Below are 26,192 nucleotides of genomic sequence, written 5' to 3'. Positions count from 1 at the left end.
GGCGCTGTGATCGCTGTGATGCTTCCGGGTGTGTACGCCCCGCAGGACGACACCGAGCTGCTGGCCGAGGCCCTCGACGAGGCGGCCCCGCCGCCCGGCGCCCGGGTGCTGGACGTGGGCACCGGAAGCGGTGCGCTGGCCCTGGCGGCGGCCCGGCGGGGCGCCGAGGTGACCGCCGTGGACGTGTCCCGCCGGGCGGTGTGGACGGTCCGGCTGAACGCGTGGCTGTCCCGGCTGCCGGTGCGCATCCGGCGCGGCAACCTGTTCGCGCCGGTGCGCGACCGCACGTACGACCTCATCCTGGCGAACCCGCCCTACGTGCCGGCGCCCGACACCGGGCGCGGACCGCGCGGGCGGGCCGTCGCCTGGGACGCGGGCCGCGACGGGCGGCTGCTGCTGGACCGGATCTGCCGGGACGCGCCGCCGCTGCTGAGTCCCGGGGGCACGCTGCTGATCGTGCACTCGGCGCTGAGCGGTCCCGACCGCACCCTGGAGCTGCTGCGGGACGCCGGGCTGAAGGCCGCGGTGGTGCGGCGCCGCTGGGTCCCCTTCGGACCGGTGCTGCGCTCCCGGGAGGACTGGCTGCGCCGGAGCGGGCTGCTCGCACCGGCCGAGGACAGAGAGGAACTGGTGGTCATCCGTGCCGAACGACCCCTCTGACAGCGCGGCGCGCGACTCCGCCGGCCAGGCGCCCGGCGCCGCCGCCGGCCGGGCCCGCCGGATCAGCGTGCAACGGCGCGGGCCCCTCCTGGTGGAAGGGCCCGTGGAAATCGAACTGGAGGACGGGAGCACGGTCTCCTCGGACCGGTTCCGTGTCGCTCTGTGTACCTGCCGGCGCAGTCGCCGCTACCCCTGGTGCGACACGAGTCACCGGCGCAAGGCCTGAGCGCTCCGTTGAAACAGATTGTTTTTCGCCGCTCCCCGGACGGTCCCCCACGGACCGCCCGGGGAGCGGCTGTGTGCCCGGGCCCGGCGGGCGGCCCCACTCCGCCCGCCGGCCCCGGTGCGAGATCGCAGGTTCCCCGCTCCAGGGGCCGCACTCCCCAGTTGCGAGCCTGATCCGGTGTCCACGGGGCACCGCGATCCCGGTCTAGAACGCGAAGAGGCTGCCGCCGACGGCGTCCCTCATGCACGCGTTGCCGAAGGTGCGCTCGTAGGAGACGCGCTTGCCCTGCCAGACGCCCTGGACGGTCACGACGACGGGGTCGTACACCTTGGTGCACATCACGTCGCCGGCGGGCTTCAGGGCGTCGAGTTCGCCGCCGACGCCGCGCAGTTCGGCGCAGGCCTGGACGGCGGCCGGGTGGGTGCCCGAGGCCGTGGGGGCGCAGTTCAGGGTGACGGCGCGCTCCGGTGTGGCCGTGGCCGCGTCATTGCCGTGGCCGGTGGTGAGCACCAGCGCCGAGGGGGCGTAGAGCGACGACGGGGCGGCGCCCGGTGCAGCGACGGCGGCCCCGGTCAGGGGTCCGCAGACGGCGGCGGCCGTGAGGCCGAGGGCCGCTGCCCAGCGCGCGGTGTTCCGCATTGTGTGCATCCTTCCGCTCGAACAGATGAGGTGCCGGCTCCGGTCCGGTCGGGAGCCGGAGCGGCGAGCGCCACTCTGCCGACTCCGCGGGCGAAACTCACATCGAACCCATGGGTTTCAGTAACCTTTCGTGTTGAATCAGTGGCGTGAAGTCACGGAATTCGAACGCCGGGACCCCGGAACAGAGCCGCTCCCCCCTCGCCGATGCGACCGGATGGCCGAAAAACAGCTCTTCGTTAATCGTCCTGAAACATTCCGGCTGAGGCCCCTGCAAGTCCCTTCATGACTCCTTGTGTTCATGAAGTGATCACGTATCGTCGGGTGCGCGCGGCCGACGACGGGCGGGAGTTGACGGATGGCACGGCACTGGGCGGACTTCCAGTACGAGATCTATCTGAACGGGATGGCGGGGGCGGTGCCCCGGCTCCCCACCGATCTGACCCGGCTGGAGGAGCTGGCCGAGCACCGGCTCGGCCCGGGGCCGGTGGGCTATGTGGCCGGCAGCGCGGGCGACGGCGGCACGGCCCGCGCCAACCGGGAGGCCCTGGACCGGCGCCGGATCGTGCCGCGCATGCTGCGGGACGTGCAGGAGCGGGACCTCACGACCGAGGTGCTGGGGCGAAGGCTGCCGGCGCCGGTCGCGCTGGCGCCCGTCGGCGTGCTGTCCATCATGCATCCGGACGCCGAGACCGCCGCCGCCCGGGCCGCCGCCGCGCAGGGCGTGCCGTTCGTCCTGTCGTCGGCGTCCAGCACCCCGCTGGAGCAGGTGGCGGAGGCGATGGGGGACGCCGAGCGGTGGTTCCAGCTGTACTGGGGCAAGGACCGGGAGGTGACCCGGAGTTTCCTCGCCCGGGCCCGGGCGGCCGGCTTCTCGGTGCTGGTCGTCACGCTGGACACCCCGCTGCTGGCCTGGCGGCCCCGCGACCTGGACCAGGCGTACCTGCCGTTCCTGCACGGCGTGGGCACCGCCAACTACTTCACCGACCCCGCGTTCCGGGCGGGCCTCGCCAAGCCGGTGCACGAGGACCCGAACGCGGCGGTGCTGCACTTCCTCGGCCTGTTCGGGGACGCCGGTCACACCTGGCCCGACCTCGCCTTCCTGCGCGCGCACTGGGACGGGCCGATCGTCCTCAAGGGCGTCCTGCACCCGGACGACGCCCGGCTCGCCGCGGACGCCGGCATGGACGGCGTGGTGGTCTCCAACCACGGCGGCCGGCAGGTGGCCGGCTCGGTCGCGGCGGCCGACGCGCTGCCCCGCGTCGCGGACGCGGCCGGGGACCGGCTGACGGTCCTGTTCGACAGCGGTGTGCGCACCGGCGCCGACGTCTTCAAGGCCCTCGCCCTGGGCGCCCGGGCGGTCCTGCTGGGCCGCCCGTACGTCTACGGTCTCGGGCTGGACGGCCGGGCCGGTGTCGAACACGTCATCCGCTGTCTGCTGGCGGAGTTCGACCTCACGCTGGCCCTGTCGGGCCACGCCCGGCCGGACACGGTGACGCCGTCGGACCTGGAGGCCGACGGCGGCGCACGTCGCTAGGGCCTTTCGTCCGGATCGGGCCGGAGCCGGGAGCGGGGTCTGGCGCCGGGCATCGCGAGGCGGCGGAGGGCGCCGTGGCGGAGCCCCGGCAACCGGCGACGGGAGTCTTCCCGGCCGCAGCCCGGGGAGCCGGTGCGGCGGGCGGGAGCGGGCAGGGCCCGGCAACCGCCGGCGGCATCACGCCGCCGTCCACCGCTGACCGGCGGACCCGTCCCGGACCTTGACGACGAGATCGGCGCCCGCCCGGTCACCGCCGGCGGCGAGCGCGAGCGTCCGGTCCCAGCGCGGCAGCAACTCGCCCTCGGGCGTGAGGTCGTAGCGCACGTCGTCGGCGCGTCCCGACCCGGCGCCGGCGCAGCGGCCGAGGAGCACCACCCCGGCGTCGGCGTGCGAGTCCAGGCACAGACCGGTGCCCGCGGCACTGCGCAGCAGCCCGTCCGTCTCGTACGTCCACCGCTGTGTGGGCGAGCCGGAGCAGGCGGCGAGCACGGCACTCGCCCCGGCCTCCGGCGTGCCCTTGACATCCAGGCAGCGTCCGGCGGCGTTGCGCAGCGGGCCCGGCCGGTTGGCGGCGGGCAGGCCCGTGGTGCTCGGCGAGGCCGTCGCGCCGGGGACCGCGCTGGCGGCGACCGGTTCGGTGCCGCCGCCGTCCGGCCACGCACTGACCGCGAGGACCGTCGCGAGCAGCCCGGCCGAGGCCACGCCGACGCCCGTCAGCAGCGTGCGGGACGACCAGGCGCCCGGCGGGCGGCGCCCGGACAGGGCGGCGAGGAGCCGGCCCGGCAGCCCGGGTGCGCCGTCGCCGGCGCGGCGCCGCCCGCCGCCGCGCCGGCGTCCGCCCGACCGCCGGGAGCCGCCGCGGGCGGGTCCCTGACGGCGCCCGGGACGGGAGTCGAGGTAGCGGCGGGCCCCCCAGCCGAGGACGGCCTCGGCGAGCAGGACGCCCAGGGCGGCGTCGACCTGGCCCAGTTGCTCCGCCGCGTGCCGGCAGTAGGCGCATCCGGCCAGGTGGTCCTGGACGTCGGGCAGCAGTGTGCCGCCCCGGCGGATCGGCACGTCCAGCAGGCGGTTGTAGTAACGGCACTCCTTGCCGGGCGCGAGTTCCCGGTGGGTGCGCACCAGGCCCTCGCGGAATTTCTCCCGCGCCTGTTCCAGCGCTGCCGTCGCGCTCGGAATGTCCATGCCGAGCAGTCCGGCGGGCACGGCGGGCGGTTCCGCCTCGACCTCGGTGTGCCACAGCAGTGCCTGTTCCAGCCGGGAAAGGGCGTGGAACGAGCGGTCGGAAAGGACGCGGTTCTCCGGTATCAGGGCCGGCGCGGTGCGCATCCCGCGGCCCCCGGCGGGTTTTCCGAGGCCGGGCAGTACGGCGGTGATCCGGTCGGTGGCGGCCCAGGTGAGGACCGTGTCCCGGACGGCCACCAGCAGGCGGGGCCGCAGCGCGTCGCCGCCTTCGCCGAGCGCCAGCCGCCCCAGGACCTGGTGGAAGGCGGTGGCGGTGACCATGTGGGCGAGGGGTCCCGGTGCGGTCAGGCAGATGACCGCGTACGCGTGGGCCGGCTGCCAGTGCCGGGCCATCAGCAGGGCGGCCGACCGGGAGGCCTCCGCGTCGGAGCCGGCCCGCAGCGGGCCGGCGAGGAACTCGTCGGACTCCCCGGGTTCGGCGCCGGGCGGCGGCCAGGAAGGGCGAGGGGGGTGGGGGGTGAGCACGGAGCGGATTCCTTTTGGCGCGTGGTGCGAGCGGAAATTCACCGCGTTTGAACCCTTGCACAACTTCCACACGAGCAACAAGGCGCACGTACGACTTCAGCCGGTTTGAAAGAAAGTCAGAAACAGGCCGTGGCGCAGGGCTTGGCGGAAAAGCGGCCGGATTCCCGTGCACCCCGTGTGAAGCGTGCGCACACACCGGCCGGGCGCGCACGCTCCCGGAGCCGGCGGCCCGGTAGTGGACTGGGAACCGGTCCTCCTCGGACGGCCCGTCCCCGGCCGGCGGTCCCGGCGGCTTCCCCCCGCCGGCCGGCGGGTCAGATCTGCCAGGAGCGGAGCCGGTCGGCGGCGCCGTACACGTCGGCCTTGCCGGAGATCAGGTCGCGGGCCAGGTCGACCAGGGCGCCGTAGGGCGGGTCGATGCCGGCGCCGCTGACGAACATGTAGGCCACGGCGGTGGCACAGGCGAAGCGGGCGTTGGCCGCGGGCAGCGGCTTGAGCACGGCGAGGGTGTGCAGCAGCGCGGCGGCGCGCCAGGCCGCGTCGGAGTCCACGCCGAGCCGGGGCGGGTCCACCCGGTGCCGGGCGACGGCGGCGACCAGCGCGGAGAAGTCGTCCACGGCGGGCTGGTCGGGCAGGACCTCCTCATGCCGCTGGAGCAGCCACGGGACGTCGATGTGGATGACGGAGGGCATCGCTCAGGCGGCCTCGCCCTTGGCGGGACGCTCGTCGTCGGGGAAGGCCGCCGCGAACTCCTCGGCGTGGCCGGCGAAGAAGCGGCGGAACGCCTCGGCACCCTCCTGCAGGGCGCGGTGCCGGGCTATGTCGGCGGCGGCGGCCTCGCGGACGAGGGCCTTCATCGACGTACCGCGCTCCTTGGCGATCTGCCGCAGGTCCTCAAGTTCCCGTTCGCTGAACTCCACGTTGAGAGCTGGCATGCCCCACACGGTACCGCGCGGGTACTCACGCGTAAATACCCGCAGGTCAGCGCGGAATCAGTGCGAATCAGCGCGGTACCGGAGGGCCCCGAGGACGGTGTCCGGTTTCCGCCGGTCATGCACCGCGCGGCGCGGCAGACTCGACCGCGACGCAACCAGCCCGAGGGGCAACAGGAGGACCCATGACGCCGACCCCGGCCGAGGCCCGCCGCCGGGCGGCCCGTACCGACTGGGCCGCGCTGGCCGCCGAGCTGGACGAGCGGGGCAGCGCGGCCACCGGCCCGCTGCTGACACCGGCCGAGTGCGCGGACCTGGCCGCCCTGTACGACGAGCCGGGGCTGTTCCGCACCACGGTCGACCTGGGCCGGCACCGGTTCGGCTCCGGCGAGTACCGCTATTTCACCCACGACCTGCCCGCACCGGTCGCCGCGCTGCGGGCCGCGCTCTATCCCCGGCTGCTGCCCGTCGCCCGGGACTGGGCGGCCCGGCTGGGCCGCCCGGCCCCCTGGCCCGACTCGCTCGACGCATGGCTGGCGCGCTGCCACGCGGCCGGCCAGGACCGGTCGGCGCAGATCCTGCTCCGCTACGGGCCGGGCGACTGGAACGCCCTGCACCGGGACGTCTTCGGCGAACTGGTCTTCCCGCTCCAGGTGGTGGTGGCGCTGGACGCGTACGGCACCGACTACACCGGCGGTGAGTTCCTCCTGGTGGAACAGCGCCCGCGCGCCCAGTCCCGGGGGACGGCGAGCGTCCTGCGGCAGGGGCACGGCCTGGTGTTCACCACCCGGGACCGGCCCGTGCGCACGCGCCGCGGCTGGTCGGCCGGGGCGATGCGGCACGGGGTGAGCACCGTGCGGTCCGGGCGGCGGCGGACGCTGGGCCTGGTCTTCCACGACGCCGCCTGACCCCCGGGCCGTGCCCCGCACCCTCACGCCTCCAGCCGGCTGATGCGCACCGCCCCCTCGGGCCGGCCCGGGTGGGCGCTGGTGAGCGTCAGCCGCAGCCGGGAGCCGCGCACCGTGTCGAAGGCGATGACGGTGGGGCTGCCGGAGGCGGCGGCCCACTCCGTCTCCGCCCCGGTCACCGGGACGTAGGCGTGCCCGTCCCACACCGCCACCTCGGCCCGGGCGGGCAGGCTGTGGCCGGCGTCGACGGTGAAGGAGGCCGCCACCCGGCCGAAGGTCCGGGTGCGCCCGAAGTCGACCGACACCCAGTCCTCGGCCCGGGCCCCGCTGAAGGCGGGCAGCAGGGCGGTCGCCGCCTTGACGAAGGCGTTGGACCAGCCGGTGGCCGGGTCGCCGTCCAGCATCGCGGCGGGCAGGGTGTCCGGGCGGCCGGAGTAACTGGCCTCCGCGTCCGGGTAGTCGGGCGGCGGCGGATAGCCGGGGCCGGCTCGGTGACGACCAGGCGGGCCTCGCGGTAGATGCCGCTGCCGGAGTACCAGCGGCTGCTCGGCAGCTGGTTGCGCACCTCGACGGCGAGCACGTTGGGGGTGGTGCCGTCGGTGTGGACGAGGTCGGTGAGGTCGAGGGCGAAGCCGGTGTACCCGTACGGGTGACGGCCGGCCTGTGTGCCGTTGCAGTACACGTACGCGTCCATGTAGACGCCGTCGAACTCCACCGAGACCCGCTTGCCGGCGTACGCCCGCGGGAGGGTGAAGGCGAGCCGGTACCAGCCGAGGCCGCCCGGGAAGAAGCCGGTGCCGCTGGTGGTGCCGTGCTCGGTCGTGGGGGTCTGCTCGATGCTCCAGTCGTGGGGCACGGCGACCCGGCGCCAGTCCCCGTCGTCGTGGTCCGGGTCGGCCGCCCGGGCGTGGGCGTCGGTCGGGTCGGTGAGGCCGCCGGGGTCGGCCAGGGCGAAGCGCCAGCCGTCCCGCAGCGGCACGGTGTGGCGTCCCCCGGCGGCGGACGCGCCGGCGGCGCGGGCGGCCGGGGCCGCGGAAACGCCCAGGAGCGTGCCGGCCGCGGGCGCTGCCGTGGCCGCCGCCAGAACCGATCTGCGCGTGACCGTCATGGGCGGCTCTTACTCCTCAGGGCCCAGAAGTACTCACATCTGATCGTCATCGAACAGATTCTGACGTCCTGGCACACACGATCGTCAAGGACCCGAACGCCTGCCGCTGCCCACGGCCCGAGACTGTCCGGATGTGCCCCTCGGCCGCGCCCGACCGCGTTCGGCCGGTCGGCCAGGTGGCCGTGCGACCCTCGTTCACGGAAGGGCGTGAAGCACTACGCTGGACCAACGGGTGGAGCCACCCGTTCACTGTGAGTGTGCGCTTGGGAGCGGCGAGGATGAGCCGGGTCTATCCGTTCGACGATGCGGCCACGGCCCGGGCCGTCATCGGCGCCGACGGAATGCTGACGGAGTGGAACGAGGGCGCCCGCCGCCTGCTCGGCCACCCGGCCGCCGCCGTCCTGGGCCGCCCCGCCACCGAGCTGCTGGCCGACTCCGGTCCCCCGGACCCGCCCGCCGGCACCCGCTGGGCGGGCACGATCGGATTGCGCCACCGGGACGGCCGTACCGTCGCCGTGTGGCTGCTCGCCCACCGCCGCCCGGCGGACGAGGAGCACCCGGGCGACTGGCTCGTGGTCACCCCGCTCACCGGCGACGGCCCGCCGCCCGGTGACGACCCTCTCACCGCCGCGGGCCTGGTCCAGTCGCCGTGCGCGATCGCGGTGTACGACGACCGGCTGCGGCTGCACCGGATGAACGAGGCGATGGCCGGCATCATCGGGCTTCCGGAGCGGCGGCTGCGCGGGCTGCGGCTCGCGGAGATCGGCGGCAGACGGCAGAGCGAGGAGCTGGAGGAGGGCATGCTCCGGGTCCTGACCACGGGCCGCCCGCTGGACCTGCAGACCTTCCTGCACACCGGCCGCGACGGCCGGGCCCACGCCTGGCTCGCCCGGATGGCACCGGTCAGGGACCCGGCCGGCCGGGTGCGGGGGGTGTGCCTGGCCGCGCACGACACCACCGACAGCCGGCGGGCCCGGCAGCGGCTGCAGCTGGTCAACGAGGCCAGCGTGCGCATCGGGACCACGCTCGACGTCACCCGGACCGCGCAGGAGCTGGCGGACGTGTGCGTGCCCGCGCTCGCCGACTTCGTCACCATCGACCTGCTGGACCCGCAGGAGTACGGCGGCGAGCCGCCCGCCCGGATCACCGCCCCGGTGCGGCTGCGCCGCACCGCCCACCGGTCCGTGCTGCCCGGCGTGCCCGAGGCCGTGATCGATCCCGGCACGGCGGAGGAGTACCCGGACTTCTCCCCGCAGGCCGACTCGCTGACCGCGGGCCGCACGATCGCCACCTCGGTGGCCGTCGGCGACATGGACCAGTGGCTGACCTGGCACGCGGAACGCGGCGAGCGGGTCCGGCAGTTCGGCATCCACTCCTCGATGTCGGTGCCCATCCAGGCGCGCGGGCTGACCCTCGGCGTCGCGGTGCTCACCCGGCACCGCCGTCCGGACGGCTTCACCCCGGACGACGTGCTGCTCGCCGAGGAGATCACCGCGCGCGCCGCCGTCTGCATCGACAACGCCCGCCGCTACTCGCGCGAGCGGGAGACCGCGCTCGCGCTCCAGCGCAGTCTGCTGCCCCGGTCGCTGCCGCACACGGCCGCGCTGGACGCCTCCTCCCGCTATCTGCCGGCCGCCCGGGCCGGCGTGGGCGGGGACTGGTTCGACGTGATCCCGCTGTCCGGGATGCGGGTCGCGATGGTCGTCGGGGACGTCGTCGGGCACGGCATCCAGGCGTCGGCCACCATGGGCCGGCTGCGCACCGCCGTACGCACCCTCGCCGACATCGACCTGGCCCCGGACGAACTGCTCACCCACCTCGACGACCTGGTCGTCCGGCTGTCGGAGGAGTCCGGCGGCGATGGCAGCCCCGGCGACGACGGCAGCCCCGGCGAGGTCGGCGCGACCTGCCTGTACGCCGTCTACGACCCGGTGTCCCGGCGCTGCACCATGGCCCGCGCCGGGCATCCGCCGCCCGTGGTCCTGCAGCCGGGCGGCACGCCCGAGGCCCTGGACGTGCCCGCCGGTCCCCCGCTCGGCCTGGGCGGGCTGCCCTTCGAGTCGACCGAGGTGGAACTGCCCGAGGGCACCGTCCTCGCGCTGTACACCGACGGGCTGGTGTGGTCCCGGGACCGCGACCCGGAAACGAGCCGGGAGTTGCTCCACGCGGCGCTCGGCGCGTACGCGGACTCCCTGGACGAGACCTGCGACCGCGTCCTGCACACCCTGCTCCCGTCCGGCGGCGCCCCCGACGACGTGGCGCTGCTGCTGGCCCGCACCCGGGGCCTGCCCGCCGCGCAGGTGGCGACCTGGGACATCCCGGCCGACCCGGCGCTGGTCGCGCCGGTCCGCAAACAGGTCGTGGAGCAGCTGGACACCTGGTCGCTCCGCGAGGCGTCGTTCACCACGGAGCTGGTCGTCAGCGAGCTGGTCACCAACGCCATCCGGTACGGCGCGCATCCGATCCGGCTCCGCCTGATCCACGACGCGGCCACGCTGATCTGCGAGGTCTCCGACACCAGCCCCACCGCCCCGCACCTGCGCCGGGCCAAGACCTTCGACGAGGGCGGCCGGGGTCTGCTGCTGGTCGCCCAGCTCACCCAGCGCTGGGGCAGCCGGCACCATCCGGAGGGCAAGACGATCTGGGCGGAGCTGCCGCTGTTCGAGGAGGACGAGTAGGCCCCGGCGCGGCCCTCAGGAGGCCGTCAGCCACGGCCGTACCTGCTTGCGGGCCTCGTGCAGCCGGGACTTGAGGGTGCCGAGCGGGATGCCGGCGCGCTCGGCGGCCTCGGCGTAGTCGAGCTGGCAGATGTCCCGGTAGACCAGCGGCGCGACCAGGTGCGGATGCTCGCGCTCCAGGCGCTCCAGGGCCTCCAGCAGGTCCACCCGGGAGCCGGCGATGACGCTGGTGGTGCGCGGGTCGACGGCGTGCCCCGGCTCGATGGCCGCGGGCTGTTCGGCGGCCCGCCGCTTCAGCTCGCGGTACTTCTGCCGGCAGCAGTTGGCGACGACGGTGTACAGCCAGGTCCCGAAGCGGCTGCGGCCCTCGAAGCCGGAGATGTGCCGGGCCACCTGGAGCAGCACGTCCTGGGCGGCCTCCTCGGCGTCCTCCCGGCAGGGCAGGAAGCGCGCGCAGCGGCGCACGACCTCCGGCCGTATCTCCGTCAGCAGCCGGTCCAGGGCCGTGCCGTCACCGGCGGCGGCACGCCGGGCGAACTCCTCCGTCAGCGCCTGGTCCTGCACGGACGGCCCCCCTCCGAGTCGATCTCAGGCCAGGCATGATAGTCGTATGCACCCCCTGGAGCGGATCGGCCGCCACCGCCTCGAACGGCCGCTGGGCAGCGGCGCCTTCGCCACGGTGTGGCTCGCCCACGACCCCGAGCTCCAGGCCCCGGTGGCGGTGAAGGTGCTCGCCGAGAACTGGGCGCACCGGCTCGACATCAGGGAGCGCTTCCTGTCCGAGGCGCGGCTGCTGCGCCGGGCCGGTTCCAGCCGGGTGGTGCAGGTCTACGACATCGGCGAACTCCCGGACGGCAGGCCGTACTTCGTGATGGAGTACGCCGGCGGCGGGACCCTCGCCGATCTGCTGGCCGGCGGTCCGCTGCCGGTGCGGGAGGCGCTCGCGCTGACCGCCGAGGCCGCGCGCGGCGCCGCCGCGCTGCACGAGGCGGGCATCGTGCACCGTGACATCAAGCCGACCAACGTGCTGCTGCACACCGCCCCGGACGGCACCCGGCGGGTGCTGCTCGCCGACCTAGGCCTCGCCAAGAGCCTCGCGCAGGCCTCGGTGCTGACCCTGGCGGCGGGTTCGGCGGGCTACCGGCCGCCGGAGCAGGCCGAGCCCGGCGCGGGCATCGACGAGCGGGCGGACGTCTACAGCCTGGGCGCGGTCGGGTACGAGCTGCTCACCGGGACCGTGCCGGGCCCGCCCGGGCAGGTGGTACCGCCCCGGCGGCTGCGGCCGGAGCTGGACGCGGGCGTGGAGCGGGCGCTGCTGCGCGCGCTGGAGCCGGACCGGGCGCGGCGCTGGCCGGGTGCCCTGGCGTTCGCGGCGGAGCTGGACCGGCTGGCCGCGGCGCCGCCGGCGCGGCCCGTGCGGCGCCTGGACGGGGTGCGCGGCCGGCTCACCCCCCTGACCCTGCTCCTCGCCGCGGTCCTCGCCGCCGGCGCCGCCGCGGTCACGGTGACCGCGGCGCTCCACCGGGACGGCGCCGCGGACGACGGGGTGCGGGTCAGGGACGCCACCGGGCGGGTGAGCCTGCGGGTGCCGGACGGCTTCGGCCGCGAACTGCGCGGCTCCGGCTGGGACCCGCGGGAGCTCGGGCTGGCCGCCGGGCACGAGCCGGGTCTCGTGGTGGCCGGCGACCTCTCCCGCTGGTCCGACCCCGAAACCCCCGTGGACGGGGTGTTCGTCGGGGTCGGCGCGCGCGGGGACGTCACCGCGAAGGTGAAGTCGCTGGCGCACTCCGGCTGCCGGTACGCGGGCGCCCGCGCCTTCACGGACGCCGACTGGCACGGACTGGTGCGGTCCTGGCACGGCTGCCCCGACGGCGGCTCGGTCACCGAGTCCGCCCTGGTCCCGGCGGACGGCACCGCCCGGCCACAGGTGTACGTGCAGGTGCGTCAGCGCGGCGGCGGCGACGCGACCGACGGTGTGCTCCGTTCGCTGCGGGTGTCCTGACCGAGGCCTGGCGAGCGGCCCGGCGGGGAAGAGAACCGGACAGAACCCGGCGCGTCCCGAACTTTTCCGGCGGTCCGTGCATCGGACGGAGAGGACGGCGCACCCGGCGCCGTAGGCACGCGTCCCGGTCGCGTGCCGTGACCTCCTGGAGTGTTGAGCGACATGGTGTACACCCCCCGGTCCGCGCGGCACGGTGCCCTGCTCGTGGGCACGGTCGCCGTGCTGGGCCTCCTGACCGCCTGTGGTGACGGCTCCGGCGCGCACAGCGCCGGCCCGGCCACCGTCTCCGGTACGGCCGCCCCCGTGCGGGACACCACGGAACCACCCCCGGCGTCCCGCACGGCCACGGCCGCCTCCCCCGCCGGCACGGGCGCGCCGTCCGCGCCGTCCGCGCCGGCGGCGACCCGCACCGCGGGCGGCCCCGCGGCCACCACCACCCCGGCCGCGGCGAGCACCCGCTGCCACACCTCCGAATTGCGCGCCTCCGTCGGCCGCAACGATCCGGGCGCCGGCCAGGAGAACTTCCCGGTGGTGCTCACCAACACGTCCGCCCGGACCTGCACCCTGCGCGGCTACCCGGGCGCGGCCTTCGTCGCCGCGTCCGGCTCCCAGCTCGGCCCGGACCCCCGGCGGGAGCCGGGCACCCCGGTCACCGTCACGCTCAAGCCCGGGCGGAGCGCCTGGGCCGGACTGACCTTCTCCAACCCGGAGATCAGCGGGGCGAAGACGGCCAGGCCGGCCGCGCTGCTGGTCACCCCGCCGGACGAGCGGGCCCCGTTGAAGGCGGCCTGGTCGGGAGGCCCGGTGCCGGTCTCCGGGAACTCCTCCTCCGTCCGCCTGACGGTGCTCGCCCCGGGCACCGGCCCCTGACCCCGCCCCTTCTCCGCCCCCTCCGCGCGAACCCCGCTGCCGGCCCCCGAGGCAGCGGGGTTCGTCATGCCGGTCCCGCGAAGCCCCGTCCGTCGTGCCGGCCCGGCAGGGTCCCCGTTCCCCGCGCCGGCCCGGCGGCCCCCCGTTCGTCATGGCGGCGCCACAACTGTCACAGGACGGCAACAGGCGCCGCCGGCCGCGATCTTTCCCCGGCCCGCCGTCATCGAACCCGGTCGACCGCAGAACAGGCCCCGCCGGGGCCATGACCAGGGAATCGGGGAGACGATGAGCGGGATCTCACGCAGGCGGGTGCTGACGGCCGGGGCGGCGGCGGGCGCCCTCGGAACACTGGCCGCCTGCTCCACCGGGACCGGCGGGCCGGGTCCGGCGGGCGGCCGGGGCACGGCGCAGGCCCGGCCGGTGAAGCCGATCGGGGACGGCTCCACCGCCGACACCGGCGCCCAGCCGCACCAGCCGAAGCCGGAGCGGCTGAAGGAGGGACAGCGGCCGCCGCAGTTCGTGGTGTTCTCCTGGGACGGGGCCGGGGAGCTGAGCAACCGGCTGTTCTCCCGGTTCCGCAAGGTGGCCGCCGACCACGGCGCCGGCATGACGTTCTTCCTGAGCGGCATCTACACGCTCCCCGAGTCCAGGAAGCACCTCTACCGGCCGCCGCAGCACCCGGTCGGCGCCTCCGCGATCGGCTACCTCGCCGACCGGCACATCCACGCCACGCTCCAGCAGGTGCGCGGGGCCTGGCTGGAGGGCCACGAGATCGGCACCCACTTCAACGGGCACTTCTGCGGCGCGAGCGGCGTGCGCAACTGGTCCCCGGCCGAGTGGCGCAGCGAGATCGACCAGGCCGTGGACTTCGTGACGAGGTGGAAGACCAACACCGGCTTCACCGACCTCGACCCGCTCCCCTTCGACTACCGCAAGGAGCTGACCGGCGGCCGTACCCCCTGTCTGGAGGGACAGGCCAACCTGCTGCCGGCCGCCGCCGCGCTCGGCTGGAAGTACGACGCCAGCTCCCCCGGCGGGCTCCAGATCTGGCCGGGCAAGGTGCAGGGCGGCAAGCTGTGGGACTTCCCGCTGCAGTCCATACCGTTCGCCGGGCACTCCTTCCAGGTGCTCTCGATGGACTACAACCTGATGTTCAACCAGTCCGGCGGCAACCCGCTCGGCGACCGCGGCATGTACGACACCTGGCGGACCCAGGCCCGTGACACCTACCTGGCCGGTTTCCGGCGGGCCTACGAGTCCAACCGCGCCCCCTTCTTCATCGGCAACCACTTCGAACGCTGGAACGGCGGTGTCTACATGGACGCCGTGGAGGAGGCCATCGGGAAGATGGCCGCGTACGACGACGTGCGCTTCGTGTCCTTCAAGCAGCTCGTCGCCTGGCTGGAGGCGCAGGACCGGGCGGTGCTGCGCCGGCTGCGCACCCTGCCGCCCGGGCAGGCTCCGGCGGGCGGCTGGGCGGAGTTCCTGGGCGCGGCGGGCAGCCGGTCGTCGTAGCGCGTTCGGCCTCGTCTGTTTTCATGGGCGGGCACTCTCCTGCCCGCCTGAGGAAGGAACCGTCCTGAACACCCCGCTCGCCGAGGCACTGTCCGTCGTCCTCCTGGTCGCCGTGCTGGCCTGGGCCGTCGTACGGCCCTTCGGCCTGCCCGAGGCGGTCATGGCCGTCCCCGCCGCCGCCGTCACGGTCGCCACCGGTGCGATCTCCCTCGGCCACGCCCGGGCCGAGGCCGAACGGCTGGGCCCGGTGGTCGGGTTCCTGGCCGCGGTGCTGGTGCTCGCCCACTTCTGCGACGTGGAGGGGCTGTTCCAGGCGTGCGGGGCGTGGATGGCGCGGTGGGCGGCGGGCCGGCCGGTGCGGCTGCTGACGGCGGTGTTCGCGCTGGCCTCGGCCATCACCGCCGTGCTCAGCCTGGACGCGACGATCGTGCTGCTCACCCCGGTGGTCTTCGCCACGGCGGCGCGGACCGGCGTACGGCCCAAACCGCATGTGTACGCCTGCACGCACCTGTCCAACACGGCGTCGCTGCTGCTGCCGGTGTCCAACCTGACGAACCTGCTGGCGTTCGCGGCGAGCGGGCTGAGCTTCACCCGGTTCGCGGGGCTGATGGCGCTGCCGTGGCTGGCCGCGATCGGCGCCGAGTACCTGGTGTTCCGGCGGTTCTTCGCCCGGGATCTCACGGCGGCGGCCCCGGCGGGCCGGGACACCGGCGAGGCGCCCGCGCTGCCGCTGTTCGCGCTGGTGACCGTGGGCTGCACACTGGCCGGGTTCGTGGTGGCGTCGGCGTTCGGCGTGGAGCCGGCCTGGGTGGCGGCGGCCGGTGCGCTGGTGCTGGCCGGGCGGGCGCTGCTGCGGCGGCGGGCGAGTCCGCTGACCGTGGTGCGGTCGGCGGCCCCGGCCTTCCTCGCGTTCGTCCTGGCACTGGGCATCGTGGTGCGGGCCGTGGTCGACAACGGACTCGCGGACCTGCTCGGGCACGTGCTGCCGGGCGGCACCGGACTGCCCGCGCTGCTCGGGATCGCCGCGCTGGCCGCGCTGCTGGCCAACCTGATCAACAACCTGCCCGCGGTGCTGGTCCTGCTGCCGCTGGCGGCGCCCACCGGGCCGGGTACGGTGCTGGCCGTGCTGCTGGGCGTGAACATCGGCCCCAACCTCACGTACGCCGGGTCGCTGGCCACGCTGCTGTGGCGGCGGATCGTGCACCAGCACGAGCACGACGTGGACCTCGGGGAGTTCACCCGGCTCGGTCTGCTGGCCGTGCCGTCCTCCCTGGCGGTCGCGGTGGTGGCACTGTGGGGGTCGCTGCAGGTTCTGTGACGGGTTCGCGTGAGCCGAGGGAGGCCGAGGGATGCGGGTGATCGCCTGGCTCGTGGAGGGCACCTGGCCCGCCTGCGTGGACGCGGTGCGCGCCCATGCTCCGGACGACGCCGAGGTGGTGCTGCTCCATGTGAGCGGCCCCGATGTGCCGGCGGTGGCGCACGGGGCCTTCGCCGGGCTGCTGGGGCGCGGACGCCGGGAGGCGGACCCGGGTGACCGGCTGGAGGCGCTCGGCGGCACGTCGGCGGCCTCGCTGCTCGCCGCGGCGGCCGAGCGGCTGGGCCGGCCCTGTGTGCGCGAGGAGCGGTCGGGCCGGGTCGAGCGGGAGGTGGTGGCCGCCGCGGAGGGGGCCGGGCTGCTGGTGCTGGCCCGGGACGGGGACCGGTCGCGGCTCGGCCCGAGGAGCCTGGGTCCGGCCGTGCGGTTCGCCGTCGACCACGCGCCGTGCCCGGTGCTGCTGGTCTGGCCGGAACCGGCCCCGGGGCTGGGGACGATCCCGCCCCCGCCGCCGCACCACCCCTGAGGTCAGCGGTGGTGGCGCCCGCCGCCCCCGTCCCAGCCGCCGCCCCGGCCGCCGCCGTCCTGGCCGCAGTACTGCGGGTACCTCACGCACGGGTCCGCGGTGGCGGTCGGCGAGGGCGCCGGGGCGGTCGTCGTCGCGGACGGCGCGGGCGCCGGCTCGGCCGTACGGGACGGCGTGGGCGCGACCGGACCGGCGGTCGCGGGCGGTGCGGGCGGGCTGGGCACCAAGGTGCTGTCCCGGTCCCAGTTGACGTTCTCCATCCGCAGGCGCGGGTGGGCGGTGTCGACGGACCAGCGCTGGACGGCGCCCGCGGCGCGGATCTTGAGCACGAGGGCGCCGGAGCCGTCGGTGGCGGCCGGGGTGAGGGCCAGCTTCCGGTCGGCGTGCGGCACCAGGGCGCCCTGGGGCGTGAAGTCGTAGCGGATGTCGCGGGCGGCCCGGCCGGTGGCCGTGCACGGGGCGAGGCGCACGGAGTAGCCGAGGTGGGAGTCCAGGCACAGGTCGGGGGCGGCGGCGTTGCGCAGCAGCCCGTCGGTCTCGTACGTCCACTGCTGGCCCGGGGTGGCGGAACAGTCGGCGAGTTCGGTCTCGGCGCCCTCGACCGCCTTCCCGCCGACGACGCCGACGCACAGGCCGGAGGCGAGGTTGCGCAGTCTGCCGTGCAGGGCGCCCTGGCCCGGTGCGTCGCGGCCGGCCCAGGAGGCGCCCGGGGAGGCCGCGTCCTTGCCCGGGGTGCGAGAGGGCGTGCGGGTGGCGCCGGGCGCCGGACCGTCGCCGGAGCCGAGCACCGACCACAGCACCAGGGGCAGGACGACGAGCCCGCTGACGGTGACCACGGCCAGCGCCAGGGTGCGGCGCCGGGCACGCCGGGCGGCTCGCTGCGCGGAGCGCGGGGAGGCAGGGGCGGGCCCGCCGCCCTCGGTGGCCTCCCTGCCCCCGGCGCCCCGGGTTTCCCTGGCGGGGGCGGAGGCACCGGCCGCCCGGCGGCGGCCGGACGAGGCGCCGCGGCCGCCCGCCCGGCCGCGGGCGGTGCCCGGGCCGGGCACGGCGGGTGCGTCGGGTGCGTCGGGGGTGAAGGATTCGCCGCCCTGGGGGACGACGGTGGCGGCGGCCGGGGCCGGCGCGGCCGGTTCCTCGGCACGGACCGCCCGCGACTGCACATAGCCGTGGGCGCCCCAGCCGAGGACCGCCTCGGCCAGGCCGAGGCCGAGGGCGTCGCCGTTGAACTCGGCGAGCTGGCCGGCGGTCCGCCCGCAGTGGGCGCAGCCGGCCAGGTGCTGCCCCAGGTCCGGGTCGATGTCGGTGCCGCCGCGCCGGAACGTCACGTCCAGCATGCGCAGGTAGCGCCGGCACTCGGCCTCGGGTGCCAGCTCGCGGTGCACCTGGAGGCATTCCTCGCGCAGCCGCTCCCGTGCCCGCTCCAGTTCGACGCGGGCGTCCTCCGCGTCCAGGCCTAGCAGCGCGGCGGGTACGGCCAGGGGCTCGGCCTCGACCTCGGCGTGCCACAGCACGGCGCGGGAGGTCTCGGGTATCCGCTGGAACGCGCGGGCCAGCAGCCGCCGTTCGGACGGTGGCAGCAGCCGGGCCGCGGCACCATCGCCGGGTCCGTCACCGGAGCGCAGGCCCGGGTGGAGGAGCTCCCGGCGGCCGTCGGTGTCCCACTCCGCCGCGATGCGGCGGACGGCGACCAGGACCTGGGGCCGCCAGGCGGCGGTCGGGCCGGTCTGCCGCAGGGACGCGCCGAAGAGCCGGGTGAACGCGGCCGTGGTGAGCATGCCGGCGGCGCGCGGGCCGTCGGTGCACAGCCGGGCGTAGGCGAAGGCCGCCGCCCAGTGCCGGTCGAGGAGTTCGCCGACAGGGTGCAGGGCGGGTGACGCGCCCGTCCACTTCTTCAGTTCGGCGCTCAGCTGCTCGTCCGACAGACCTGCCTCGGTCACGGCCGAATTCCTCCCGACGCACTAACGGAATTAGTCCATACCAATTGGTACGGCGAGGGCATGGGGGCAGCTCGGACGTCCACCTGAGGCGGCTCTTGTGAAGCGTGGGGGGTGTACGGGAGCGGCCTGGCGCATACAGAGGGAATGTATTTGCCTGCGCGCCGACAGCGCACACTTTTACACAGCCGAACACGTCCGAACAAGAGATCTCCCGATTTCCTGGATTCCCCACCGTGTTTTTTCCATTGACATCTCGTCAACGACAGCCTTTTCCACCTCCCGAGGCGCCGGGTGGCACTCCGTACCGCGCCCGGAATACCCGGCTGAAGTGGAAGGGACCGGGAAATCCGGAGGCCGCCGCCGGCAGCGGCCGGTCCGCTGGGCCGGGGGGCGGGGCCGTGCGGCACGGAATGCGCACCGCACGGTCCGCATCGACCGTCAGTGGCCGCTGATTTCGTGGGGCGTGTACGGGCGCTCCAGTTCCTCGATCTCCTTCTCGGTCAGCTCCAGTCCGACCGCCGCCACCGCGTCCTCGATGTGCCGCGGCTTGGCGGCGCCGACGATCGGGGCCGCCACGGTGTCCTGGTGCAGGAGCCAGGCGAGGGCCACCTGGGCGCGGGGGACGCCGCGTTCGCCCGCGATCCGGCCGACGGCCTCGACGATCGCGCGGTCGCTCTCCAGGTACAGCCGGCTGCCGAAGTCGTCGCTCGCGCTGCGCTCGGTGACCGTGCCCCAGTCCCGGGTGAGCCGGCCGCGGGCGAGCGGGCTCCAGGGCAGCACGCCGACACCCTGGTCCGCGCACAGCGGCAGCATCTCCCGCTCCTCCTCGCGGTAGAGGAGGTTGTAGTGGTTCTGCATGGACACGAACCTCGTCCAGCCGTGCCGCTCGGCGGTGTACTGGGCCTTGGAGAACTCCCACGCGTACATCGAACTCGCCCCGATGTAACGGACCTTGCCCGCCTTGACCAGGTCGTGCAGCGCCTCCATCGTCTCCTCGACCGGGGTCGCGTGGTCGTAGCGGTGGATCTGGTAGAGGTCCACGTAGTCGGTGCCGAGCCGGCGCAGGCTGTGGTCGATCTCGCTCATGATGGCCTTGCGGGACAGCCCGGCCCCGTTGGGCCCCGGCCGCATCCGGCCGTTCACCTTGGTGGCCAGCACGATCTCGTCGCGGCGCGCGAAGTCCCGCAGGGCCTTGCCGACGATCTCCTCGCTGGTGCCGTCGGAGTAGACGTTCGCGGTGTCGAAGAAGGTGACGCCCGCCTCCAGCGCCTGCCGGATCAGCGGGCGGGACGCCTCCTCGTCGAGAGTCCACTCGTGGACACCGCGGTCGGGCAGGCCGTAGGTCATGCAGCCCAGACAGATCCGCGAGACGTCCAGGCCCGTCGAACCGAGCTTCACGTACTGCATCGTTGCTGCTCCTGCCTTCGGAACGATGGTCAGGACAGAGCCTACGACCCGGGCCGGGGACCGACTTGACGCCTCCGCCGTGCGGGGATGTGATCATGGGACGTGCCGCGCCGCCCGGTGCGGACAGGACGGAGCGGACGTGCCCCCCACGGATCTGCACCGCGCCGCGGGGCCGCGTACGGCCCTGGGCGCGCTGGCGGCAGCACTGGTCGTCGCCGTGTCGGCACTGGCCGGCTGCGCCTCCGGCGAGCGGGAGCAGCGCGGCGGGCCCGAGGCCGCCGCGCTGCGGCTCCCGCCGCGGCACGCCGGGTTCGACTACCAGATCGGCGGCGCCTACCGCCCGCCCGCGGGTGTGCGGATCGTCAGCCGTGACCGGTCCGACTCCCCCGCGCCGGGGCTGTACAACATCTGCTACGTCAACGCGTTCCAGGCACAGCCCGCCGAGCGCTCCGCGTGGCCGGCCGAGCTGCTGCTGCGCGACGCACGGGGCAGGGTCGTCGTCGACGAGGACTGGAACGAGCCGCTGCTCGACATCGGCACCCCGGCCAAGCGGGAACGGGTGGCGCGGCGGGTGAACCGGTGGATCGACGGCTGCGCGCGGAAGGGGTACGACGCCGTCGAGCCGGACAACTACGACAGCTACACCCGCTCCCACCGGCTGCTCACGGCGGCCGACGCGACGGCGTTCATGAGCCTGCTGTCCCGGCACGCGCACGCCCGGCACCTGGCGGTCGGGCAGAAGAACACCGCGGAGCTCGCCGGGCGGCGCAACCGGGCGGGACTGGACTTCGCGGTGACGGAGGAGTGCGGGCAGTACGACGAGTGCGAGGTGTACGCGAAGGCGTTCGACGACCGGGTGCTGGACGTCGAGTACACCGACGGCGGCCTGCGCGCGGCCCGCGCCCGCTGGGGCGGCCGCCTGAGCATCGTCCGCCGCGACCGGGACGTGTCCGTCCCGGGCAGCGCCGGGTACGTGCGCAGGGTGGGCTAGCGCGCCCGCCGCGCGAGTGCGGCGGTACGGCGGCCGGTGGCCGCCGTACCGCCGGACCCGGGTCAGCCGGTGCTGTCCCGTACGGTGATCGCGCTCACCGGGCAGGCGCGGGCCGCCGCCCGGACCATCGGGTCTCCGGCGCCGTCCTCGCTGCCGGGCAGGAGGGAGCTGTAGCCGTCGTCGTCCTGGGTGAAGACGCCCGGCGCGGCCAGCGCGCACTGCCCGGCGCCGATACAGACGTCCTTGTCGATGTCGATGTGCATGAGCAGAGCCTCTTACCAGCTCACGGGGAGTTCCAGCATCCCCTGGATCGTGTCGCCGGGTTTGAACGGAATCTCCTCCGCCGGGGCGGCCAGCCGCAGCCCGGGCAGCCGTGTGAACAGGGTGCCCAGGGCGATCTCCAGCTCCGCCCGGGCCAGGTTCTGGCCGAGGCACTGGTGGATGCCGAAACCGAAGGCCACGTGGTGGCGCTCGGAACGGTGGAAGTCCAGGGCGTCGGGATCGTCGTACAGGGCCGTGTCCCGGTTGATCACCGAGGTCGCGAAGATCACGCCGTCGCCGGCCCGGATCGTGCTGCCGGCGACCTCGATGTCCTCCAGCGCCACCCGCTGCAGCCCGTCCGCGATGGACAGCATCCGCATCAGCTCCTCCACGACGGCGGGCAGCAGCGCGGGGTCGGCGCGCAGCTCGGCCAGCCGCTCGGGGTGCCGGAGCAGGGTGTAGGCGCCGAGGGAGATCATGTTGGCGGTGGTCTCGTGCCCGGCGACCAGCAGGATGATGGCGAGCGACACGGCGTCGGCGCGGTCCAGCTCGCCGGTGCGCAGCCGTTGGTGGACCAGTTCGTCGAGGATGCCGTCGCCGGGTTCGGCCTGCTCGGCCTTGGCGTCGATCAGCCCGCCGAGGTACTCCTCCAGCCGTTCGCGGGCGTCCACGGTGTCGGCGCCGGTCGGGCCGCGCAGCAGCCGGCGGGACTGTTCCTCGAAGAACTCGTGGTCGGCGTACGGCACGCCGAGCAGCCCGCAGATCACCATCGACGGCACGGGCAGCGCGAAGGCGGAGACGAGTTCGGCGGGTGGCCCCTGCGCGATCATCGTGTCCAGCAGGTCGTCCACGATCCGCTGGATCCAGGGGCGCAGGGCCGCCGCGCGTTTGACGGTGAACGACGGGATCAGCATCCGCCGCTGCTGGTGGTGCTCGGGGTCGTCCAGGCCGAGCAGGGCCACCTTGCGGTTGCGGCCGGCCTCGAACCGGGCCGTGGGCACGGGGAAGCCGGGACGGCGGCGCTCGGTGGACAGGCGGGGGTCGGCGAGCAGGGTGCGGGCGGTGGCGTGCGCGGTGACCGCCCAGACCTCACGGCCGTCGTAGAGGGTGACGCGGGACAGGGGCCGCCCGTCGCGCAGCGGGCCGTAGCCGGTGGGCGGGTGGTAGGGGCAGGTGCGGTCCTGGGGGAAGGCGACGGGTTCGGCCGGGGCAGTCGGGCCGGTGATGTCCGTCAGTTCCGTCATGGAAAGACCTCGCAGACGAAGAGGTGCGTCGTGCCGATCTTCATTAGATGCCCCAGGCACCTATGGGTCGACGTCAAGTTCGGCCACTTCGGTGACCCACGTCATCTGGCCGAAGTACCCAGGGTCCGGGGGTGGGAACCGGCCACCGTGCCGCGCTCCGGAGCCGGCTGCCGGCCGGGGCGGGGCTCAGCGCCCGTCCGGGGCGAAGGCGCGGGCGACGGCGAGGCTGTCCTCGTACACGTGGTGCCGTACCACCAGGCCGTCCCGGACGGTGACGTGCAGGGCGAACCGGGCGGAGTAGGAGCGCCCGGTCGGGGCGGCGGTCTGCCGGATGACGCCGAGCACGACCGCGTCCTCCCCGTCGGCCAGGACGTGCTCGACCGTGGTGTCCGCCTTCTCCGGGACGTGGTGGGCGGCCAGCTCCCGGTAGTGGGCGGCGGCGTCCGCGCGGCCGGCGCGGTGCCGGATCCACGGTGTGTCGGCGCGGCCGTGCTCCTCCTCCGGCCAGTCCAGGCGCCAGTCGCAGTCGTCCGCGTACAGATCGGCGATCCGCTCCGGGTCGCCCTGGCCGATCCGGTGGAGCAGTTCGTGCACGACGGAGCGGGTGGTCGCGGTGCGGTCGGTGGACATGGGTCGTTCCCCTCCGGGGTGGGCAGTGATCGGGACGCGGACCACTGTGCCGTGCGGGACCGGGGCGGCGCGATGACCTCAGAGGTAATCACCGCGTCGGCGGTCGCCGGGCGCGGTACGGATGTGTTCGCCCGCCATCGGTGTGGGCACCGGTGACGGACAGACCGTGGACCGACGAAAGGAAGCGGATCCCATGCCTCTTGAAGGCGAGTACGAGCCCAGCCCGACGCAGTGGGTGCGCGAGCAGGTCGAGCTGTACGAGAGTTCCGGCGGGACGAAGGGGACGACGCTGCAGGACACCGGGATGCCGGTGATCGTGCTGACCACCCGGGGGGCGAAGAGCGGGAAGATCCGCAAGACGCCGCTGATGCGGGTGGAGCACGAGGGCCGGTACGCGGCGGTCGCCTCCCTCGGCGGTGCGCCCAAGCACCCCGTCTGGTACTTCAACGTGAAGTCCGACCCGCATGTCGAAGTGCAGGACGGCCCGGTGAAGCGGGACATGCGGGCCCGGGAGGTCACCGGGGCGGAGAAGGCCGCGTGGTGGGAGCGGGCGGTGGCCGCGTACCCGCCGTACGCCGACTACCAGGAGAAGACCTCCCGGGAGATCCCGGTCTTCGTGCTGGAGCCGCTCGACGAGAGCTGACCCGGGCACGAAGGCTGTCCACGCACAGGAGCTGATCCATGCACGGGAGCTGATCCGTGCACGGGAGCTGATCCGTGCACGGGAGCTGATTCAGGCCGGACACGGCTGCGTTTCAGAAAAATCTGTTTCGCAGGCGTGTGAACCGGCCTGAGGACGGGCACTGGTGCGTCAGGCCCCGCCGCGTTCCCCCGTCGCGGCGGGGCTTTCCCGTGCCTCGCCCGCCGGACGGTCGGTGACGTCCAGGAAGATCTGGTCGGCGGCCGGGAACGTCCGGGCGAGGGACCGCTTGATGCGTACGGCGACCTCCTCGACGCGTTCGCTGTCCAGACCCGGCATCAGGTCGACGCGGGCGGCCACCAGCATCGAGTCGAGTCCCATCTTCATGGTGAACAGCGCCTCCACGCTGTCGATCTCCGGCTGGGCCCGCAGCTGCGCCTGGATCCTGCCGCTCAGCTCCGGATCCGCGGCCTCCCCGATCAGCTGGGCGCGGGCGTCGCGGCCGAGCCGGTAGGCGACGTAGACCAGCAGCGCGCCGATCGCCAGCGAGGCGGACGCCTCCCACACGACCTGCCCGGTCACCATGTGCAGGGCCATCCCGATCAGGGCGAGGGTCACGCCGAGCACCGCCGTGCCGTCCTCGGCGACCACCGTGCGCAGCGCGGGATCGCGCAGCGCGCTCAGACCGCCGCCCTGCCTGCGCACCTGCTGCAGCGCCCGCAGCAGCGAGACGCCCTCGGCGAGCAGGGCGACGCCCAGCACGATCAGACCCGCCACGTAGCCGCTGAACTTCTCCTCGGCGCCGTTGCGCAGCGCCTCGACGCCCTGGAAGACGGAGAAGCAGCCGCCCATGACGAAGATGCCCACGGCGGCGAGCAGCGACCAGAAGAAGCGCTCCTTGCCGTAGCCGAAGGGATGCCGGGCGTCGGCGGGGCGGCGGCTGCGGCGCAGCGCGGCCAGCAGGAACACCTCGTTGAGGCTGTCCGCGACCGAGTGCGCGGCCTCCGACAGCAGGGCCGGGGAGCCCGCGAGGACACCGCCGACCGCCTTGGCGACGGCGATCACCAGGTTGGCGGTGAGCGCCACGAGGACGGTGATCTTGGTGTGCCGGTCGGACCCGGCGTCGCCCCGGCCGCCGGGTTGTCCCCGGCCCTCGCCGCCGGCGTCGCCGCCCGCGGGGGCGCGGGCCGGCTGTGCTCCGCCGTCCGGGTCGTGCGCCGGTGCCGTTTCCGGGCCCGCGGCGTGCGCCGGTCCTGTCGCGCTGTCCTCGGCCGTCCGTGCGGCCCTCTCCCGTTCCGAGGATGTCCCACTCACCCTTGGCCGACTGCCCCCGACCGGGCGGCTCACACCGTGCGGTCCGCGCCAAACGGGGAACGCGGGGCGCAGGACCCGGACGGCCCGGGCGGCGAGGAGGAGACATGGGCGGCGACGGCAACCGCGCCTACGGACACCGCGGCTTCACCCGGTCCAGGAGCCACTTCACGGACCGGATCACCGCCGACGGCCGGGACGGCTGGCCGGTGGAGGCGGGCCGCTACCGGCTGGTGGTCTCCCGCGCCTGCCCGTGGGCGAGCCGGGCGGTGATCTCACGCCGGCTGCTGGGACTGGAGGAGGCGCTGCCGATGGCGGTGGCCGACCCGGTCCAGGATGACCGCAGCTGGCGGTTCACCCTCGACCCGGGCGGCCGGGACCCGGTGCTCGGCATCCGGTTCCTGAGCGAGGCCTACGACAAGCGGGAGACCGGTTATCCGGGCGGGGTGAGCGTGCCCGCGGTGGTGGACGTGCCCAGCGGGCGGCTGGTCACCAACGACTACCAGCGGCTCACCCTGGACCTGGCCACCGAGTGGACGGCCCTGCACCGCGCCGGTGCGCCGGACCTGTACCCGGACGGGCGGCGCGAGGAGATCGGCCAGGTGATGGACGAGGTCTACCAGGACGTGAACAACGGGGTGTACCGGGCCGGGTTCGCCACGCACCAGAAGGAGTACGAGCAGGCGTGCGCGGGCGTGTTCCGGCGGCTGGAACTGCTCGGTGAGCGGCTGTCGGAGCAGCGGTATCTGGTCGGCGACACCCTCACGGAAGCGGACATCCGGCTGTTCACCACGCTGGTCCGGTTCGACGCGGTGTACCACGGCCACTTCAAGTGCAACCGCTGGAAGCTGGCGGAGCACCCGGTGCTCTGGGCGTACGCCCGGGACCTGTTCCAGACGCCGGGGTTCGGGGACACGGTCGACTTCGACCACATCAAGCGGCACTACTACCAGGTGCACTCCGGCATCAACCCCACCGGCATCGTGCCGCTCGGCCCGGATCTCGCCGGCTGGCTGAGCCCGCACGGCCGGGCGGAGCTGGGCGGCCGGCCCTTCGGGGACGGGACGCCGCCGGGGCCGGTGCGCCCGGGCGAACGGGTGGCCCCGCAAGGACGGCCCGCATGAGGGACGACTGACGAGGAAGTAGTCACA

Annotated in this window: 24 protein-coding genes and 2 pseudogenes; 13 read left to right on the top strand and 13 right to left on the bottom strand. The window is 74.7% G+C overall.

The genetic code is table 11. The annotated features are described in order from the left end of the window. Positions 1–18: 18 nt before the first annotated feature. Both IG05_RS0120720 and IG05_RS0120715 read left to right on the top strand, forming a co-directional pair. A complete protein-coding gene (locus IG05_RS0120720; protein ID WP_030344656.1) occupies positions 19–660 on the top strand; it encodes a HemK2/MTQ2 family protein methyltransferase in 642 nt (213 codons plus the stop codon). After that, on the top strand, positions 641–886 hold the full coding sequence (locus IG05_RS0120715) for a CDGSH iron-sulfur domain-containing protein (protein ID WP_030344654.1): 246 nt from the start codon (positions 641–643) through the stop codon (positions 884–886). Before IG05_RS0120720 ends, IG05_RS0120715 begins: the two co-directional genes overlap by 20 nt. A 204-nt stretch (positions 887–1,090) precedes the next feature. Here the strand turns inward: IG05_RS0120715 and IG05_RS0120710 are convergent, their stop codons facing one another. Beyond that, entirely contained in the window at positions 1,091–1,525 is a 435-nt protein-coding gene (locus IG05_RS0120710; protein ID WP_030344653.1) for a protease inhibitor, read from the bottom strand. Positions 1,526–1,880: 355 nt separating this feature from the next. Between IG05_RS0120710 and IG05_RS0120705 the strand changes: the two genes are divergently transcribed. Then, the gene (locus IG05_RS0120705; protein WP_030344651.1) at positions 1,881–3,059 is read left to right on the top strand and encodes a lactate 2-monooxygenase; all 1,179 of its coding nucleotides are present in this window, start codon (positions 1,881–1,883) and stop codon (positions 3,057–3,059) included. Between the two features lie 177 nt (positions 3,060–3,236). On the opposite strand, the gene IG05_RS0120700 is transcribed toward IG05_RS0120705, so the two are convergent. From IG05_RS0120700 to IG05_RS0120690, 3 genes are all read right to left on the bottom strand, one after another. Further along, complete coding sequence (locus IG05_RS0120700; RefSeq protein WP_030344650.1) at positions 3,237–4,766, bottom strand: RICIN domain-containing protein; 1,530 nt, start codon at positions 4,764–4,766, stop codon at positions 3,237–3,239. A 314-nt stretch (positions 4,767–5,080) separates the two neighbouring features. Then, positions 5,081–5,458, bottom strand: a complete 378-nt coding sequence (locus tag IG05_RS0120695) for a hypothetical protein (protein ID WP_030344648.1) — start codon at positions 5,456–5,458, stop codon at positions 5,081–5,083. Positions 5,459–5,461: 3 nt separating this feature from the next. After that, positions 5,462–5,701 (bottom strand): hypothetical protein, encoded by a 240-nt coding sequence (locus IG05_RS0120690; protein ID WP_030344647.1) that lies wholly within the window; start codon positions 5,699–5,701, stop codon positions 5,462–5,464. Between the two features lie 182 nt (positions 5,702–5,883). Between IG05_RS0120690 and IG05_RS0120685 the strand changes: the two genes are divergently transcribed. After that, complete coding sequence (locus IG05_RS0120685) at positions 5,884–6,606, top strand: 2OG-Fe(II) oxygenase (RefSeq protein ID WP_030344645.1); 723 nt, start codon at positions 5,884–5,886, stop codon at positions 6,604–6,606. 23 nt (positions 6,607–6,629) lie between these two features. Here IG05_RS0120685 and IG05_RS50635 read toward each other — a convergent pair whose 3' ends face one another. Continuing rightward, entirely contained in the window at positions 6,630–7,010 is a 381-nt protein-coding gene (locus tag IG05_RS50635) for a discoidin domain-containing protein (RefSeq protein ID WP_030344643.1), read from the bottom strand. An 80-nt stretch (positions 7,011–7,090) separates the two neighbouring features. After that, a pseudogene (locus IG05_RS50630) lies at positions 7,091–7,714 on the bottom strand (sugar-binding domain-containing protein); the annotation flags it as partial. 278 nt (positions 7,715–7,992) lie between these two features. Here IG05_RS50630 and IG05_RS0120665 point away from each other — a divergent pair. After that, the gene (locus IG05_RS0120665; protein ID WP_030344639.1) at positions 7,993–10,392 is read left to right on the top strand and encodes a SpoIIE family protein phosphatase; all 2,400 of its coding nucleotides are present in this window, start codon (positions 7,993–7,995) and stop codon (positions 10,390–10,392) included. A 15-nt stretch (positions 10,393–10,407) separates the two neighbouring features. Here IG05_RS0120665 and IG05_RS0120660 read toward each other — a convergent pair whose 3' ends face one another. Next, positions 10,408–10,956, bottom strand: a complete 549-nt coding sequence (locus IG05_RS0120660; RefSeq protein ID WP_030344638.1) for an RNA polymerase sigma factor — start codon at positions 10,954–10,956, stop codon at positions 10,408–10,410. Between the two features lie 46 nt (positions 10,957–11,002). On the opposite strand from IG05_RS0120660, the gene IG05_RS0120655 reads away from it, so the two are divergent. From IG05_RS0120655 to IG05_RS0120635, 5 genes and pseudogenes are all read left to right on the top strand, one after another. Continuing rightward, positions 11,003–12,394, top strand: a complete 1,392-nt coding sequence (locus IG05_RS0120655; RefSeq protein WP_030344636.1) for a serine/threonine-protein kinase — start codon at positions 11,003–11,005, stop codon at positions 12,392–12,394. A gap of 162 nt (positions 12,395–12,556) precedes the next feature. After that, positions 12,557–13,264 carry a DUF4232 domain-containing protein gene (locus tag IG05_RS0120650; RefSeq protein WP_030344634.1) on the top strand — a complete coding sequence of 236 codons (708 nt, stop codon included), beginning with the start codon at positions 12,557–12,559 and terminating at the stop codon, positions 13,262–13,264. Between the two features lie 285 nt (positions 13,265–13,549). Then, positions 13,550–14,779 carry a hypothetical protein gene (locus IG05_RS0120645; RefSeq protein ID WP_030344632.1) on the top strand — a complete coding sequence of 410 codons (1,230 nt, stop codon included), beginning with the start codon at positions 13,550–13,552 and terminating at the stop codon, positions 14,777–14,779. Between the two features lie 23 nt (positions 14,780–14,802). Continuing rightward, positions 14,803–16,097, top strand: a pseudogene (locus tag IG05_RS0120640) (SLC13 family permease). A gap of 31 nt (positions 16,098–16,128) precedes the next feature. Next, positions 16,129–16,620 carry a universal stress protein gene (locus IG05_RS0120635; RefSeq protein WP_030344629.1) on the top strand — a complete coding sequence of 164 codons (492 nt, stop codon included), beginning with the start codon at positions 16,129–16,131 and terminating at the stop codon, positions 16,618–16,620. A gap of 2 nt (positions 16,621–16,622) precedes the next feature. Here IG05_RS0120635 and IG05_RS0120630 read toward each other — a convergent pair whose 3' ends face one another. Further along, entirely contained in the window at positions 16,623–18,557 is a 1,935-nt protein-coding gene (locus IG05_RS0120630; protein WP_051790074.1) for an RICIN domain-containing protein, read from the bottom strand. Between the two features lie 438 nt (positions 18,558–18,995). Then, entirely contained in the window at positions 18,996–19,964 is a 969-nt protein-coding gene (locus IG05_RS0120625) for an aldo/keto reductase (protein ID WP_030344626.1), read from the bottom strand. 139 nt (positions 19,965–20,103) lie between these two features. On the opposite strand from IG05_RS0120625, the gene IG05_RS0120620 reads away from it, so the two are divergent. Then, positions 20,104–20,955 carry an endo alpha-1,4 polygalactosaminidase gene (locus IG05_RS0120620; RefSeq protein ID WP_037814300.1) on the top strand — a complete coding sequence of 284 codons (852 nt, stop codon included), beginning with the start codon at positions 20,104–20,106 and terminating at the stop codon, positions 20,953–20,955. A 62-nt stretch (positions 20,956–21,017) separates the two neighbouring features. On the opposite strand, the gene IG05_RS0120615 is transcribed toward IG05_RS0120620, so the two are convergent. From IG05_RS0120615 to IG05_RS0120605, 3 genes are all read right to left on the bottom strand, one after another. After that, positions 21,018–21,218, bottom strand: a complete 201-nt coding sequence (locus IG05_RS0120615) for a ferredoxin (protein WP_030344622.1) — start codon at positions 21,216–21,218, stop codon at positions 21,018–21,020. Between the two features lie 12 nt (positions 21,219–21,230). Beyond that, on the bottom strand, positions 21,231–22,460 hold the full coding sequence (locus IG05_RS0120610; protein ID WP_030344620.1) for a cytochrome P450: 1,230 nt from the start codon (positions 22,458–22,460) through the stop codon (positions 21,231–21,233). A 186-nt stretch (positions 22,461–22,646) separates the two neighbouring features. Further along, positions 22,647–23,090: a nuclear transport factor 2 family protein gene (locus IG05_RS0120605; protein ID WP_030344619.1), complete on the bottom strand. Its 444-nt coding sequence runs from the start codon at positions 23,088–23,090 to the stop codon at positions 22,647–22,649. Positions 23,091–23,283: 193 nt separating this feature from the next. Between IG05_RS0120605 and IG05_RS0120600 the strand changes: the two genes are divergently transcribed. After that, entirely contained in the window at positions 23,284–23,733 is a 450-nt protein-coding gene (locus tag IG05_RS0120600; RefSeq protein ID WP_030344617.1) for a nitroreductase family deazaflavin-dependent oxidoreductase, read from the top strand. A gap of 168 nt (positions 23,734–23,901) precedes the next feature. On the opposite strand, the gene IG05_RS0120595 is transcribed toward IG05_RS0120600, so the two are convergent. Beyond that, entirely contained in the window at positions 23,902–25,044 is a 1,143-nt protein-coding gene (locus tag IG05_RS0120595) for a cation diffusion facilitator family transporter (protein WP_051790072.1), read from the bottom strand. A gap of 104 nt (positions 25,045–25,148) precedes the next feature. On the opposite strand from IG05_RS0120595, the gene IG05_RS0120590 reads away from it, so the two are divergent. After that, the gene (locus IG05_RS0120590; RefSeq protein ID WP_030344614.1) at positions 25,149–26,165 is read left to right on the top strand and encodes a glutathione S-transferase family protein; all 1,017 of its coding nucleotides are present in this window, start codon (positions 25,149–25,151) and stop codon (positions 26,163–26,165) included. Positions 26,166–26,192: the final 27 nt, after the last annotated feature.

This window comes from Streptomyces sp. NRRL S-1022 (assembly GCF_000720135.1).
GTDB lineage: Bacteria > Actinomycetota > Actinomycetes > Streptomycetales > Streptomycetaceae > Streptomyces.
This window is presented reverse-complemented; position numbering and strand designations above follow the sequence as displayed.

Coding starts and splice junctions, on each gene's coding strand:
- IG05_RS0120695 (WP_030344648.1), bottom strand. CDS start 5,458: ATGCCCTCCGTCATCCACATCGACGTCCCGTGGCTGCTCCAGCGGCAT.
- IG05_RS0120705 (WP_030344651.1), top strand. CDS start 1,881: ATGGCACGGCACTGGGCGGACTTCCAGTACGAGATCTATCTGAACGGG.
- IG05_RS50635 (WP_030344643.1), bottom strand. CDS start 7,010: ATGCTGGACGGCGACCCGGCCACCGGCTGGTCCAACGCCTTCGTCAAG.
- IG05_RS0120615 (WP_030344622.1), bottom strand. CDS start 21,218: ATGCACATCGACATCGACAAGGACGTCTGTATCGGCGCCGGGCAGTGC.
- IG05_RS0120720 (WP_030344656.1), top strand. CDS start 19: ATGCTTCCGGGTGTGTACGCCCCGCAGGACGACACCGAGCTGCTGGCC.
- IG05_RS0120605 (WP_030344619.1), bottom strand. CDS start 23,090: ATGTCCACCGACCGCACCGCGACCACCCGCTCCGTCGTGCACGAACTG.
- IG05_RS0120600 (WP_030344617.1), top strand. CDS start 23,284: ATGCCTCTTGAAGGCGAGTACGAGCCCAGCCCGACGCAGTGGGTGCGC.
- IG05_RS0120655 (WP_030344636.1), top strand. CDS start 11,003: ATGCACCCCCTGGAGCGGATCGGCCGCCACCGCCTCGAACGGCCGCTG.
- IG05_RS0120650 (WP_030344634.1), top strand. CDS start 12,557: ATGGTGTACACCCCCCGGTCCGCGCGGCACGGTGCCCTGCTCGTGGGC.
- IG05_RS0120625 (WP_030344626.1), bottom strand. CDS start 19,964: ATGCAGTACGTGAAGCTCGGTTCGACGGGCCTGGACGTCTCGCGGATC.
- IG05_RS0120610 (WP_030344620.1), bottom strand. CDS start 22,460: ATGACGGAACTGACGGACATCACCGGCCCGACTGCCCCGGCCGAACCC.
- IG05_RS0120590 (WP_030344614.1), top strand. CDS start 25,149: ATGGGCGGCGACGGCAACCGCGCCTACGGACACCGCGGCTTCACCCGG.
- IG05_RS0120635 (WP_030344629.1), top strand. CDS start 16,129: ATGCGGGTGATCGCCTGGCTCGTGGAGGGCACCTGGCCCGCCTGCGTG.
- IG05_RS0120665 (WP_030344639.1), top strand. CDS start 7,993: ATGAGCCGGGTCTATCCGTTCGACGATGCGGCCACGGCCCGGGCCGTC.
- IG05_RS0120690 (WP_030344647.1), bottom strand. CDS start 5,701: ATGCCAGCTCTCAACGTGGAGTTCAGCGAACGGGAACTTGAGGACCTG.
- IG05_RS0120710 (WP_030344653.1), bottom strand. CDS start 1,525: ATGCGGAACACCGCGCGCTGGGCAGCGGCCCTCGGCCTCACGGCCGCC.
- IG05_RS0120645 (WP_030344632.1), top strand. CDS start 13,550: ATGAGCGGGATCTCACGCAGGCGGGTGCTGACGGCCGGGGCGGCGGCG.
- IG05_RS0120685 (WP_030344645.1), top strand. CDS start 5,884: ATGACGCCGACCCCGGCCGAGGCCCGCCGCCGGGCGGCCCGTACCGAC.